9 protein-coding genes are annotated in these 14,379 nt (G+C 49.5%); 2 read left to right on the top strand and 7 right to left on the bottom strand.

The features are described from left to right. Positions 1 to 8: 8 nt before the first annotated feature. Complete coding sequence (locus QZ209_RS05705; RefSeq protein ID WP_294345570.1) at positions 9 to 995, bottom strand: biotin--[acetyl-CoA-carboxylase] ligase; 987 nt, start codon at positions 993 to 995, stop codon at positions 9 to 11. 210 nt (positions 996 to 1,205) lie between these two features. Here QZ209_RS05705 and QZ209_RS05700 point away from each other — a divergent pair, with 210 nt between their 5' ends. Then, positions 1,206 to 2,135, top strand: a complete 930-nt coding sequence (locus QZ209_RS05700; RefSeq protein WP_294345568.1) for a homocysteine S-methyltransferase family protein — start codon at positions 1,206 to 1,208, stop codon at positions 2,133 to 2,135. A gap of 109 nt (positions 2,136 to 2,244) precedes the next feature. Here the strand turns inward: QZ209_RS05700 and QZ209_RS05695 are convergent, their stop codons facing one another. Both QZ209_RS05695 and QZ209_RS05690 read right to left on the bottom strand, forming a co-directional pair. Further along, positions 2,245 to 3,306 (bottom strand): methyltransferase dimerization domain-containing protein, encoded by a 1,062-nt coding sequence (locus QZ209_RS05695; protein ID WP_294345566.1) that lies wholly within the window; start codon positions 3,304 to 3,306, stop codon positions 2,245 to 2,247. 200 nt (positions 3,307 to 3,506) lie between these two features. Continuing rightward, a complete protein-coding gene (locus tag QZ209_RS05690) occupies positions 3,507 to 5,180 on the bottom strand; it encodes an N-acetylmuramoyl-L-alanine amidase (protein WP_294345564.1) in 1,674 nt (557 codons plus the stop codon). 394 nt (positions 5,181 to 5,574) lie between these two features. On the opposite strand from QZ209_RS05690, the gene topA reads away from it, so the two are divergent. Then, entirely contained in the window at positions 5,575 to 7,983 is a 2,409-nt protein-coding gene (gene topA, locus QZ209_RS05685; RefSeq protein ID WP_294345561.1) for a type I DNA topoisomerase, read from the top strand. A 239-nt stretch (positions 7,984 to 8,222) separates the two neighbouring features. Here the strand turns inward: topA and feoB are convergent, their stop codons facing one another. The 4 genes from feoB to QZ209_RS05665 all read right to left on the bottom strand — a co-directional run bounded on the left by feoB (position 8,223) and on the right by QZ209_RS05665 (position 14,021). Then, a complete protein-coding gene (gene feoB, locus QZ209_RS05680; protein WP_294345553.1) occupies positions 8,223 to 10,361 on the bottom strand; it encodes a ferrous iron transport protein B in 2,139 nt (712 codons plus the stop codon). A gap of 3 nt (positions 10,362 to 10,364) precedes the next feature. After that, complete coding sequence (locus tag QZ209_RS05675; protein ID WP_294345551.1) at positions 10,365 to 10,649, bottom strand: FeoA family protein; 285 nt, start codon at positions 10,647 to 10,649, stop codon at positions 10,365 to 10,367. 133 nt (positions 10,650 to 10,782) lie between these two features. Continuing rightward, entirely contained in the window at positions 10,783 to 13,530 is a 2,748-nt protein-coding gene (acnA, locus tag QZ209_RS05670; RefSeq protein WP_294345548.1) for an aconitate hydratase AcnA, read from the bottom strand. A 107-nt stretch (positions 13,531 to 13,637) separates the two neighbouring features. Next, a complete protein-coding gene (locus QZ209_RS05665) occupies positions 13,638 to 14,021 on the bottom strand; it encodes a histidine triad nucleotide-binding protein (protein WP_294345547.1) in 384 nt (127 codons plus the stop codon). Positions 14,022 to 14,379: the final 358 nt, after the last annotated feature.

Genomic DNA, 14,379 nt, shown 5'->3' with positions numbered 1-14,379 from the left:
TCGAACGTTTATAATGATCCTTTACACAAGCGGGCTTCACCTGAAGAAACTGCAATAACGGTCCCATCCTTTTCCTCGAGCAGCAGTTCACCCGTTCTGCTCATTCCCTGAACTCGCCCTGAAAGGGTATTCTTATAGTGTTCTACCTCGACGTCCCGGTTTTTCAGCCACGCATACCGTTCCAGATAGGGTAAAAAATCACGCAGATCCTCCGCTTCCTGCCACTCCTCATAAAGCGGCTCGAAATGGTTGAGTATGGACGAAAGGATATCGGACCGGGAATGCTCATAACCCGACTCGAGGAAGAGAGAGGTTGCAACGGCCTCTATTTCTCCCGGAATATCCTGAAGATTGACATTGATCCCTATCCCGACAATCACGAAATGCGTCATATCGGGTTCTGTCTCCATTTCACAGAGAATACCACAGACCTTCCGCCCGCTTATCAGTATATCATTGGGCCATTTGATCATTGACGAAACCCCTTCTACCGATGACCCAAAAGCCCGATGGATTGCAGCAGCAGCAAGGAGAGGAATTTGTGAAAGCCTCACCGGAGGAACCGAAGGACGGAGAACAACCGAGAAATAAAGATTCGCTCCCGGAGGAGAAACCCAAACTCTGCCCATTCTACCACGACCGCCGGTCTGACAATCCGCAACGAAAACGCTCCCCTCAGGCGCTCCCTGACGAGCCAGGATTTTAGCCTGAACGTTTGTCGAATCCACCTCTTCGTGAAATACGAGATTCCTGCCGAATCTGTCTGTTCGAAGCAGAGGTTCAATTTCTTGTGAAACCGGAAGATCGGGACTGCCGTTCAAGCGATACCCCTTGCCGGAAACCGCCTCGATGGTATAACCGTTTTCCCGAAGCTGTGAAATATGCTTCCACACGGCACTCCGGGTCATACCATATTCGCGGCACAACTCACCACCCGACAAAAAGCTATTCGAAGCCTTGAGCCGATTGAGAATATGCAAGGTCAGTTGATTCATGAAGCAATCAGTGTGTACAAGAATAAAAAAGCGCCGTAAAGGACGCCCGCCATTGTCAACCGGAATTTACGATCAAGTTGACAAGTTTGCAAACAAACAAAAAAACCAAACACTATGGTAATGGTGTTCATAAAAACTATTGATTTTCTAATTTCCTGAAAACGAAACAGTAACGTCCACAGACACAGAGAATGACAACCACCACACCGCATGAATATTCAGCAGGCACTTCAGCGCCATGACATAATCCTCACTGAAGCATCCATCATCGAATCACTACGACGATCAGGACAGGTAACGCTGCACCCTTACCTTGAAAATGCTCTCTTGATTTACGACACATCGGGCAAGGAGGCGTTACGAGCGCTTTACCGGCGTTACCTCGAAATTGCCAGGAACCACGATTTTCCCATGATCGTCAGCACTCCAACATGGCGGGCAAACGAGGAACGGCTGTCGAAGTCCTGTATAACCCACAACGTCAATACCGACGCCGTAAGATTTCTCGAGGATATCAGAGCGACCTGGGGAACATGGTCTTCAAACATTTTCATCGGGGGTCTGGTCGGCTGTAAAAACGATGCCTACACTCCCGAAGAAGGTCTCTCGACAAACGAGGCTCGATCATTCCATTCCTGGCAAATCGATAAGCTCAGCGAAGCGGGTGCGGATTTACTGTTAGCAGCAACCTTACCCGCACTGCCGGAAGCGACGGGCATCGCCATGGCGATGTCGAAGACCCGGCTTCCCTTTATCATCAGTTTCGTTATCAACCGGCACAGCACTCTTCTTGACGGAACCAGCCTGGAACTGGCGGTTCAAAGCATCGATACAGCCTGCAGTCGGCCGCCTCTCGGCTACATGATCAATTGCGCTTACCCATCGTTTCTCGAAGCGGGCTCCCTCTCTCAATCGGTTCTTTCCCGCATCATCGGCTACCAGGCAAACGCCTCGTCTTTCGATCATTGCGAGCTGGACGGCGCGAAAACACTTCGGGCCGATCCCGTATCCGAGTGGGGAGACTTGATGACAGAGCTGAATAAACGATATGGCATCAAAATCCTGGGAGGGTGCTGCGGCACGAATCACGAGCATCTCGAATACATTGTTCGGAAGATAAACGCTGTGTCCCGTCCTTGAACATACAGAACCAAAAAGCGGTCCGTCACCATCATTGTCTTGTCAGCCGAAGGATGCGTGAACGCTTCCATTAACAGCTCCCAAACAGCGATGGTTATGACGACAGCCCTTACAGGGTTTCCTGCAGCTTCCTCGCCGAAAGCAACATCGTTGCGAATGCAAGGTCCTCGTTGGGTTCCTGTATGGTAAAATCTCCGAATCCCGCTTTGCCCAGAGCTTCTTTCAGGGTTTCCTCCGGAAGACTGTGCGTCGGGTACCCCATAGCCCTGGTCATCAACTCCACCATAGCGAACGTCAAGCGGTTCTCCCCTTTAGTGTATGACGAGATATGGCTGGAGACGAAATAACCTCCCGGTTTGAGCGAGGCGTTGACCTTTTTCAGAAAATCCACAAGAGTTCCCTTTGCACCGAACTCATAGAGAAAATGAGAACAGAAGAAAAGATCGAAACCGTCGTCCACCCAGCTGGACCCGGTAATATCGAAATCATGAAAGGTCACCCGCTCAAAATGCTCATCATCTCGTTTCACCTTTCTCGCTATAGCACACACCTCCGGAAGATCGTAGACATGAGCCTGTAAACCATCGTTTTCACGAAGCATGGCGAGGGAATAGTAACCGATGCTTCCTGCAATATCGCACATCCTCCTGGCACCACTGAAACCGGGAATGCTTTTCATGAAGGAGACAACCTCCTGTATCATCCCGGCTTTCGATACCTGCTCCATGGACAAGGCAGCCTCTTCCGACGCCCAGATCCTGTTGTTGAACGTCTTGACGTGATCGTGTCTCAACGCCTCTACGAGATTGTCGAACGGCCCGCGGCTACCGGAAAACCCTCGAAGAGCTCGTAATTGATTGACCTTCGAACTGCTGACAAGATAAGTCCCCGACATCGAAGTCAGTGTGTAGCAGCCATCCTGCACCGCAACAAGACCGACAGCCTCGAGTACATCCAGAAGCGCATCGAGCACATGGACATTCGCATTCAGCTCCTCAGCCAGCTTTTCCAGAAAAGAGTCGCCTGCCGACAGCACATCGAACAAGCCCATCTCGGCAGCACTGTTTATTATCAAAGGGAGATAACTTTTATAGAGAAGATTGTTCAGCTGGCTATAGGGAGCCCGCACCTGTGGCGCTGTTGGGCAAAACGCATCCATAAACGCATCCATAGTAACACCGATTGTTGTTTATAGTGAGCTTGCTGTAAAAGCATTCGTTTCAGCAAAAAACATCTAAAAAACTATGTCAAACAACACAATATCGACATTATTTTTAATTGGTCAAAATTAAAATAGCCATCAAACATCGACAAGTCAACATCATGCAGATGGAGAAATAAGAGAACTGTTCCGGATAAAGCAATAAGCGCTCACCCTTTCGGCTGTGCACCGGCACCCGAGGCGAGCTGCTGTTTTTCGTAGCTTGTGCGGTAACGTTTCAGTCCGTTGAAAATCCCCACCGCAATGTTTTTCTGCACATCGGGACGTCTAAGCATTTTTTCCTCTTCGCGATTCGAGAGGTATCCCGCTTCGACCAATAGGCTCGGCATCGAAGGGGTCCAGAGAACCATGAATCCCGCCTGGCGAACCCCCCTGCCATTTATCTTTGTTTTTTTTTCCATCCCTTCGAGCACATGCCTCGCTGCCTCCTTGGACTGAAGAGTAAAGGCATTCTGTGCAAGACTGCTCATAATCAAGTGCTCTTCACTGAATCCCTTGTATTTCTTCTGATAATCTTCTTCCTGTTTTATAGCAGCATTTTCAAGCATGGCGACCCTGAGAGCGGCCTGATTTTTATGAGGACCGAGGATATAGACCTCCGCCCCTTTCGCAGATCTGTTTTCAGCTGCATTGCAATGAATGCTGACAAAAAGCTTACCGTCGTTTCGGTTCGCGATTTTCCCCCGTTGTTTGAGCGGTATGAACCTGTCGTCGCTTCGCGTATAAACAACCTTGATTTCAGGCCACTCTTTTTTAATGATTGCACCGAGATAGTGTACCAGTTTCAGCACGATATCTTTCTCTCGGGTTCCTGCGAGCCCAACGGCACCGGGATCTTTCCCACCATGCCCGGCATCGAGCACGATGGTATCGAACCTCCATTTCTGCAAATCCTTTGCAAGTTCCTGCTTGATTCGTTTTTCTTTTTCTGCCTGATAGGCTGCCTGAACATCGATATCGCTCATAACAGAAATCACATAGGTATTTGTCCTCGGATCCCACTGATACTCGCTGGATTTCACATTGAAAAATTCGGTATTCAGGGCAATGTTGACCTGCATGGCGCCTTTTCCGAGCGGTATTGCCCGGATCTCCTTTACGAGTCCCTGGCTGTACGTCCTGAATATGTCCGCTGGATTCCCTTTGGCTGTTTCAAAAGTCAGCGACGCATTCCCTGCTTTATCAGGCTTTATGAACGAAGCAGCGGTTTTCGCTCCCGACGCCTTTAAACGGATGACCACACCGTTTGCGAGTTCATCGACCCTCATGCCGGTTATGGTCGTCGGCCCTTTGTATTGCGGCGAGGGGCCTCCTGCACTGATATAGCGATCCTGGTCCCGGACAATCCCGATCCGGCTCTTTCCCGACCCAGGTTCCGCGCTCCATAAAAAAGCGTCGATCACACCCTTGTCACGGTCATAGACCACCTGCCGGTCCATCCAGATGGAAAAAAAACGTACCGCGTCAACGGTCCGCAACCAGAGAGTCCCGTTTTTGAGGACAGGAGCGGAACGCATATGTATGACTCGTTCGCCCATACCCGATTTTTCCGGTACAATACCCACAAAGTTACTCCCCCCGGTAAAACGGCAGACCGTTGTTTTTCCGTTTCCTTCCAGGGCGATTTTCAACTGGTTACCGTCCTTCTTACTGAGCAGTCGAAGAGCACGGGCCATCGACTCCAGACCAACGTAAACCACCCCATCTGTCCGCAAAGCGCTGACATTGAGGGTATAACCCTGCTGAAAGCCTTTTACAGCATGCAGTGCAAGCTGTTCAGGTTTGGCTCTGTCGAGCGACACGGCAATCAACTTGCCAGGCATGACAATGATCAGCAGCAGAACTAATAAAGCATGGTATCTGAGACGGCGGGCACATTCACTCACGGAAACTGCATTTTATTCTTAACGAGACACATGGGTTAGGAAATTATACTAAAAATTTCTATGTCGGCCACGGAGAACCTTTGCGAAGTCCAGAGTTGATTCATTCTCCATCAATAGGTGAAGCAACGATCAATAGCGGGGATATCCTACGATTCATGAAGAATAAAAGTAACAGTATAACCCCCGATTATGTAAACCTCTGCAGCGATACTCAGCCAAGCAAAATTTGTTTTTTGCCATCCAACCCCTATCTTTTCCAAAGTTCGGTGTATCTCTATTACATCATAGAGTGCGTTCAATGAAACCTTTTTATCACCTGTAAGGCTTCTCAATGGCTTCTTCTTCAGCAACTTCGTCAGCAAAAGAAAAAACACTTATTGTTGTCGAATCCCCGTCAAAGGCAAAAACCATCAACAAATATCTTGGAAAAGATTACATGGTATTTGCATCGGTAGGCCATATCAAGGATCTCCCGAAAAAGGAGATCGGTCTGGATTTCGACAACCACTACGAGCCTCGCTATGAAGTTATAGCCGGTAAAGAAAAAGTAGTCAGGCAACTGAAAAAACTCGCCGGGGAAGCTAACGATATTCTCATCGCCACAGACCCCGACCGTGAGGGAGAAGCCATCGCCTGGCATATTGCAAACGAGGTTGAATTTACCCGCAAACCCGTTCACCGAGTTCTGTTCAACGAGATAACCAAAAAGGCCATTGTCGAGGCGATTCAGCATCCTCATCAAATAGATTATCACCTGGTCCGTTCACAGCAAACCCGACAGGGTCTTGACAAAATAGTCGGTTACAAAATAAGCCCGTTTCTCTGGAATGTAGTGCTGCGAGGGTTGTCAGCCGGAAGAGTACAGTCCGTCGCCCTCAGACTGATCTGTGAGCGCGAAGACGAGATCGAAAAATTTCAGCCGAAAGAGTACTGGACCATTATTGCCGATTTCACGACGACTACAGGGGAAACATTTTCGGCGAAGCTGGTCAAAATAAACGGGGACAAGGCCGAAATCAACAACCGTGAAGAAGCAGAAAAAACCGCTTCGGCCATCCTTTCGAGAATATATGGAGTATCGGCAATCACCCCGAAACTCCAGCAACGAAAACCTCCCCTGCCGTTCACGACCTCACTTCTGCAGCAGGCTGCATCGAATCAGCTTGGATTCGGGTCGAAGAAAACCATGCGCATCGCACAGCAGCTTTACGAAGGAATCGAAATCGGTGCGGAAGGCGCTACCGGTTTGATCACCTATATGAGAACCGATTCTACAAGAATCAGCTCCGAAGCGGTCGAACAGGCGGAGAAGTACATCACTCAGCAGTATGGAGCAGAGTACGCAGGAGGAGCGAAAGCGGCGAAAAACAGCAAAAAAACGCAAGATGCACATGAAGCCATAAGGCCCACTCTGGTTTCGCATACCCCTGAAGCCATGAGGCAGTTCCTTTCTCCCGACCAGTTCAAACTGTACGCTCTTATCTGGAAAAGATTTCTTGCATCACGGATGGCTCCGGCAAAGATAGAGCAGACTCGCGTTGAAGTCTCCGATCACGATCAACAGTTTCTGTTCCGCGCTAGCGGCAGCAAGATCCTTTTCCCCGGCTTCCTGAAAGTATATAATGAGCAGAAAGAGCTCGATTACGAAGCGAGAAAATCCACACGCGACGACGAGGAAAAAGAGCAGATCGTTCAGCTTCCAAAAAAGCTCTCGGTCAATGAAACGCTGAATCTGGATGATCTGGAGAAAAAACAGAGTTTCACCCGGCCTCCTGCCCGATATACCGAGGCGAGCCTCGTCAAGGAACTTGACAACTACGGCATTGGGCGCCCTTCTACCTATGCCGGTATTTTCTCGACACTCCAGGATCGACGCTATGTCGAGCTGCAGAAGAAAAAAATCATCCCGACTGAACTCGGTAGGGATGTTTCGGTCATTCTGGTCGCTAACTTCCCGGATATATTCAATGTCAAGTTTACAGCCCATATGGAAAATGAGCTTGACAAGGTCGCCACAGGAGAAGATGACTATGAAGAAGTCCTCGACAGCTTCTACAGGCCTCTTGAAACCGCACTCAGCGTCAGAAAAAACGATCCTCTACTTCCGCAGAACCACGATGCAGAAACCTGCGACAAATGCGGAAAAGGAAAGATGGTGATAAAATGGACTGCCAGCGGAAAATTTCTTGGATGCTCCAATTACCCGTCATGCAGAAACATTAAATCGATAGCTTCTGCAAAAGTTCGCCCAACGGAAACAGGCATACGATGCCCCGGCTGCGGAAACGGTAGAATGGTATTGCGAAACGGAAGGTTCGGACCGTTTCTTGCTTGTACAAATTATCCGAAATGCAACACCATACTGAAGCTCGACAAACAAAGAAAAATCGAACCGCCAAAGACACCTCCTCTTGAAACCAACCTCGACTGCCCGAAATGCGGGGCACCGCTTTACCTGAGAACCGGTAAGAGAGGACTGTGGCTTGGATGCTCAAAGTTTCCCAAATGCAGAGGAAGACAGGCATGGGGCCAACTTGATCCCTCGATTCAGCAACACTGGCAGGAAGCAATGGAAGAGCATCAGGCAAAGCATCCTCTCGTTACCCTGCGTATGGTCGACGGTTCACCGGTGGACATGCGTATGAGTATCGATGACATCATCACCCGCGCGGAGGAAAACGGCCTTGTCGAAATCGACGACGGAGAGGAAAAGGAGAAACCGGCAGTAGAAAGACAGTAGTCCGGAATACCGCCGCAACAGAAAAAAATATCCTTACCCCGTTCCTGTTCCGCCACCAAACATTTGATGGTATTCTACCCATAAAATCCTCATGGTGCCTCTATTCATGTTGTCAGTGAGCAAGATGAGTACGAGGCGAACGGAGCGCAGAAATCGGAGCGTATACCAATACATGAGGATTTCGAGCACCGCCTAACGAAGAGTCAGTTTACGCAACCGTATATTCAATAGAGGTGCTCCTACAGCAGGAGGTTAGCCAGACGATAGGTAATGAATGAAAAGATCCATGCCACCGTCAACGCGTAAGCGCCATAGATGGCAACCGCTTTCCACTCACCGATCTCTTTTTTCATGACACTGACAGCAGCAACACAGGGGATGTACAACAGTACAAACACCATAAGACTCAATGCTGTCGCTTCATCGAAACCGGGATCGTTCTTGAGAATGGTTTTCAGTTCCGGCGATGTCTCGTCAGACTCGCCGAGAGAGTAGATCGTTCCCATCGTCGATACCACAACCTCTTTTGCAGCAAGCCCTGTCACCAAAGCCACCCCGATCCTCCAATCAAAACCAAGGGGACGTATGACCGGCTCAAGAAGTTTTCCCGCCCTGCCTGCTATTGAATATTCAAGCTGACTGGCGTTGACTTTGTTTTCAGCCTCTATGATCGCTCGCTCTTTCTGCTCTTCATCGATGATTGTCTGCTCTATTGTCGCAATCTGACGCTCGAGCCCGGCATCGAGTTCGGGATTTTTCGGGTAGTTGCTGAATGTCCAGATAAGAAGCACAGCCAAGAGGATAATCGTTCCGGCTTTTTTGAGATACATCATGGCCTTGGTCTTCGCTTGTACCAGAACGGATCGCAGACTCGGCCAGCGATAAGGGGGCAGCTCCATGACAAAAGGTTCCGATTCGCTTTTCAGAATGGTCTTTTTCATGATGAGAGCCGAAAACAAACCGACAATGATGCCGAGCATGTAAATACCGAACATCACATTTGCCGCAACCGCCGGTCGAAAAAATGCACCGGCCAAGAGCACGTAGACCGGAAGTTTCGCACCACAGCTCATGAAAGGAATAATCATGATTGTCGCCAGCCGGTCGGAGCGGCTTTTCAACGTCCGTGTAGCCATGATTGCCGGAATCGAACAGCCGAACCCGGTAATCATCGGTATAAAGGACTTCCCGTGTAACCCGAAACGGTGCATGACCTTATCGACGACAAAGGCTGCGCGGGCCATATACCCTGATGCCTCGAGAAACGAAAGGCCGATAAAAAGAAGGATAATGTTCGGCAGAAAGATCAGCACGCCACCCACCCCGGCAATCACTCCGTCAACGAGTACGGACCTCAGCGTATCATTCGGCAGCAAAGGAGAAACACTTTCGGCAACCATGCCGAACAGGGCGTCCAGCCAATCCATTATCGGTGTTCCGAGAGTGAATGTCATGTGGAAGATCACCCATACCACAAACAGGAAAATCGGGAGCCCAAGTACCCGATTCAGAACAACAAGATCGATATAGTCCGTAAGCGACTGCTTTTTTTCACGGCGCTGCTTCACGCATTCCTGCATGGCACCACGTATGAACGCATAACGGTCCTCGGTAATACTGATTTCCGGATCCGACTTGTAAACCGCCTCGGTTTCCTGTATAACATGCTGAAGTGCCAGTTCGATTTTCACCCAGACAGGATACTGTCTAACCAGATTGTATACCTCTTTATCGTTCTCCAGCAGCTTGATTGCAAGCCATCGAAGGTTATATTTACCGAGCTCAGGTTCATGAGCGAGCAGTTGTGTTATTTCATCTGTAGCGCTATCGACTTCAGGTCTGAAGGCAAGCTTGTTTTTCTTTATTTCGATATTTCCTTCGTAAATCCGGATAACATGATCGAGCAAAGAACCCAGACCTTGTTTTTTCTTCGCAGAAGTCGGTACGATATGGCAACCCAGAAGTCGCTGCAATTGTTTGACATCGATATCGATTCCCTGAGCCTCCACCTCATCGAACATGTTGAGTGCAACCAGAAGCTCAACCTCCATTTCCATAAGCTGAGTGGTGAGCAGTAGATTTCTCTCGAGATTCGGTCCTTCGACAACATCGATGACGATATCCGGAACGTCTTCAATAAGGTAGTTTCTTGTAACCAGCTCTTCCGGAGAATACGCCGTCAGTGAATAGGTTCCGGGAAGATCGACGACCCGTATCCTGTACCCCCTGTAATCGACATAACCTTCATATTTTTCTATAGTCACACCGGAAAAGTTTCCAACTTTCTGGTGAGAACCGGTCAGTGCATTGAAAAGAGAGGATTTACCCGAGTTGGGATTACCCGCAAGAGCAACTTTTACTTCCTTCAGATCTCTCATGGATTAACTCCCGAACCTCCACCGGCTTCTCTGGTTCCCCATAGGCCTTCCGTCGCCCACTTCTCCAGTCTTTTCAACCTGTACCCCGGCAGCTTCATTTTTTCTCAGTGTGAGGTAAACCCCCTTGAAAACAATTTCAATCGGATCCCCGAGCGGGGCAACGCGTAACACTTTAAAACGAACGCCTTTTACAAGCCCCATATCAAGAATTCTTCTCCTGATACCGCTTTCTGCCAGCAGTCCCGTTACTTCCGCTTTATCTCCAACTTTCAGATCAGATAACAGCATGTTTCAAATATTTCTCCCGATAAAGCCAAGAGCACTTATTTAGATCAAATATCAATAGGAAACCAAATATAAGAATAATTCTTTGTGAAAAAAGAGCCGTTCATAGGAATAACAAAGAGCTGCCGGTCGAGGTTCACTTGCCAGCGATTTTCCTCAAAACCGTATGTAGAATCCCTCCGTTACGGTAATAGTCGATCTCGACGGAGGAATCGATTCTGCATAGCACACTGAAATTTGTTTCCCGACCACTCCGGAGCTCCCTTGCGGTCACGGAAACAGCCGAACCCGGTTCAAGCGTCTCATCAAGAACAATATCAAAAACCTCTTTGCCTGAAATACCAAGCGCAGCGGGAGATTGGCCGGGCAGGAACTGCAACGGCAGCACACCCATGCCGACAAGGTTGGAACGGTGTATACGCTCAAAGCTTTTTGCAATGACCGCCCGTACCCCGAGCATCCATGTCCCTTTTGCCGCCCAGTCGCGACTGCTGCCCATACCATAGTCCTTTCCGGCAATGACAACAAGAGGGACCCCTTCCTCCCTATACTTCAGGGATGCATCGAAAATCGTCATGATTTGCGGCTCTGCATCCGATGAGGCAAAACAGGTGGTGAAACCGCCCTCGGTTTCTGGAGCCAGTTTGTTCCTTACTCGGATGTTGTCGAACGTTCCCCGCATCATAACCTCATGATTCCCCCTTCTCGAGCCAAAACTGTTGAAGTCCTTCACATCCACGCCGTTCTTCAGCAAATACTTCCCGGCCGGTTGATCAGGCTGAATCGCACCTGCAGGGCTGATGTGATCCGTCGTGATACTGTCTCCGAACAGCGCGAGACAACGCGCTCCTTCAATCGGCTGCAAACGATCCGGTTGAATTCCTATTCCCCGGAAGAAGGGAGGCTCTTTTATATATTCCGAGGCTGGATCCCATTGATACAGTTCCTGCTCCGCCGCTCGAATCGAGCGCCATTGTTCCGGGCCAAAATGCACTTCGGCGTAGCGCTCCTTGAAATATTCAGGCCGGATAATGACGTCAACCAGTTTTTCAACGTCGTTATCATCGGGCCAGAGGTCATGGAGGTAGACGTCAACCCCCTTGTAGTCCGTGCCGATCGGTGTACTTTCAAAATCGAAGTTCACCGTACCGGCAAGCGCATAGGCCACAACCAGCAAAGGACTGGCAAGGTAGTTCGCCCTCACAAGAGGATTGATCCTGCCTTCGAAGTTACGGTTTCCGGACAGTACTCCCGCGACAACGAGATCGCCTTTGCGGACAGCCACTGCAACCGCTTCCGGTAACGGTCCGGAGTTGCCTATACAGGTTGTACAACCAAAACCGACAGTGGCAAAACCGAGAGCTTCGAGGTCTTCCATGAACCCCTCAGCCTGAAGGTAGTCGATGACAACTCTGGAACCTGGTGCAAACGAAGTTTTCACCCAGGGCTTTACCGTCAACCCTCTTGCCCGGGCTGCTCTCGCAAGTAAAGCCGCAGCAATCAACACTGCAGGATTGCTGGTATTGGTACAGGATGTTATGGCAGCAATGACAACATCTCCATGTTGAAGGTTGAAAACCTCTCCATCCATCGTGACCTCGATGCCGTTTCTGCCGGGATCAACACTTTCCTGATCTGCTATCCCTCCTTCTGAAGACATATTGCTGACCCCATTGGCAGCCTGTTTTCCATAAACAGTATACACATCCCTTTTCCACTGAGGCTGCACCGCCCTGAAATCAATTCTATCCTGGGGTCTTTTCGGACCTGCAAGTGAGGAACGAACATTTCCGAGGTCAAGCTCCAGAACTTTGCTGAACCTTATCTCGAGACCATCATCATGCCATAATCCCTGGTCCTTGCTGTAACGCTCGACCACCTCGACATGTTCCTGCCTGTTTGTCATAGCGAGATAATCAAGCGTCTCCCCATCGACAGGAAAGAAACCTGCCGTCGCTCCGTATTCCGGCGCCATATTCGCAACAGTCGCCCTGTCTGGCAGAGAAAGACTCTTCATGCCTGAACCGAAAAATTCGACGAAACAACCCACAACACCTTCGTTACGAAGAATTTCGGTCACCGTAAGCACAAGATCGGTAGCATTGACCCTATCACCAAGTTCACCGGTAAGCTTGAAACCAACCACTTTCGGCAGGAGCATGTAAATCGGCTGACCGAGCATCACCGCTTCAGCTTCAATTCCTCCCACCCCCCATCCGAGCACCCCAAGACCGTTAATCATGGTTGTATGACTGTCTGTACCGACAAGTGAATCCGGAAAAGCCATACCTTCACTCCGTCGGACTACAGTTGCAAAATGCTCGAGGTTAACCTGGTGAACAATTCCCGTTCCGGGAGGAACGACACGGAAATCATCAAACGCCTGTTGCCCCCATTTCAGAAACGCGTATCTCTCGAAATTTCTCTCGAATTCCTTGTCGAGATTTTTTTCCAGAGCATCCAAACATCCATAATAATCGACCTGGACCGAATGATCGATGACCAGATCACAGGGAACGAGAGGATTGATGCTTTCCGGATCCTTTCCAAACCTCCGGCAGGCCTCTCTGAGGGCAGCGAGGTCGACAACGGAAGGAACACCGGTAAAGTCCTGAAGAACAACCCTGGCAGGTTTGAACGGAAATTCCGAAACCGCCGGGGCGAGAGCATTCCATCCTGCAAGGGCGGCAACGTCGTCCTCTCGAACCGAATACCCGTCTACGTTACGCAAAACAGCTTCAAGCAGCACCTTGACGGTTTTAGGCAGGCTTGAAACAGCACCGAGACCTTTCGACTCGATTGCCTCGAGCGAGTAATAACTCACCTCTCCATCGGAAAGCTTCAGCTTTCTGAGAACCCCAAATGCATCATTGCGTGTATTCATAGGTCACTCTCCTGGTTAATGGCTCACTCCGTAAAGCTTCATCACCACCTCGCCATACGGGCAAAAACTTTTTTACCTGCATGTAACGCACACTGCTCAATCAGCAATCATCCATGCTCAACCGAAGTTCCCGGAAATGGCGGCCAACCCATCCTCTCGCCACCGATAAGATGACCGTGAATATGAAAAACACTCTGGAGAGAATCCGGTCCGGTATTGAACACGAGCCGATAACCTGAATCCCCAATTCCAGCCTTTTTCGCAACAACCTTCGCAGCCTGCATGATCTGCCCGGCAATGATGGTATCCTCTTCCCCGACGAGGTCGTTCAGGGATGCGATATGTTTTACCGGAATGATCAAAAGATGCTGCGGGGCTGCGGGGTTGATATCCCTGAACGCCAGGACATGCTCATTGCGATAGACAATATCGGCGGGAATATCACCGCTCACGATTTTACAGAAAAGACAGTTCGGATCAGAATTTACCATACCGTTACGAATTTAATGATGATTGGGTTCCACTCAGAGCCAACGACAATTTACCTATACGACCGGCAAAACCGAAATACCCCGCCCGGCTTTTCCTTCGTTCCTTTCTGCTGTTTTTCCGCCTGACACAACTGTTTCTTTTGCGCTCACTACGCCCTCTTTTACACACTTGCGCGCCTTTTTGTTGCCTCGGTAGCACGCCCTCTAACTCTATATTTTTTCTTCTCTTAACCTCTTTCTGATGACTTTGGCCCGGCTATTGTCTCTTCTCCTGTAGAAACGTCAACGAATCTTAGCCGGAGAGTCATCATGAAACGCACTTTTATCACTTCCCTAATCGCCACTGCCTCTATCGCAG

This window comes from Prosthecochloris sp., assembly GCA_015482705.2.
In the GTDB taxonomy this organism is placed as follows: domain Bacteria; phylum Bacteroidota; class Chlorobiia; order Chlorobiales; family Chlorobiaceae; genus Prosthecochloris.
Note: the sequence above shows the minus strand (reverse complement) of the source record. Positions and strands in the feature narration are given on the sequence as shown.

Coding starts and splice junctions, on each gene's coding strand:
- QZ209_RS05665 (WP_294345547.1), bottom strand. CDS start 14,021: ATGGTAAATTCTGATCCGAACTGTCTTTTCTGTAAAATCGTGAGCGGT.
- QZ209_RS05675 (WP_294345551.1), bottom strand. CDS start 10,649: ATGCTGTTATCTGATCTGAAAGTTGGAGATAAAGCGGAAGTAACGGGA.
- topA (WP_294345561.1), top strand. CDS start 5,575: ATGGCTTCTTCTTCAGCAACTTCGTCAGCAAAAGAAAAAACACTTATT.
- QZ209_RS05700 (WP_294345568.1), top strand. CDS start 1,206: ATGAATATTCAGCAGGCACTTCAGCGCCATGACATAATCCTCACTGAA.
- feoB (WP_294345553.1), bottom strand. CDS start 10,361: ATGAGAGATCTGAAGGAAGTAAAAGTTGCTCTTGCGGGTAATCCCAAC.
- QZ209_RS05705 (WP_294345570.1), bottom strand. CDS start 995: ATGAATCAACTGACCTTGCATATTCTCAATCGGCTCAAGGCTTCGAAT.
- QZ209_RS05690 (WP_294345564.1), bottom strand. CDS start 5,180: ATGCCTGGCAAGTTGATTGCCGTGTCGCTCGACAGAGCCAAACCTGAA.
- acnA (WP_294345548.1), bottom strand. CDS start 13,530: ATGAATACACGCAATGATGCATTTGGGGTTCTCAGAAAGCTGAAGCTT.
- QZ209_RS05695 (WP_294345566.1), bottom strand. CDS start 3,306: ATGGATGCGTTTATGGATGCGTTTTGCCCAACAGCGCCACAGGTGCGG.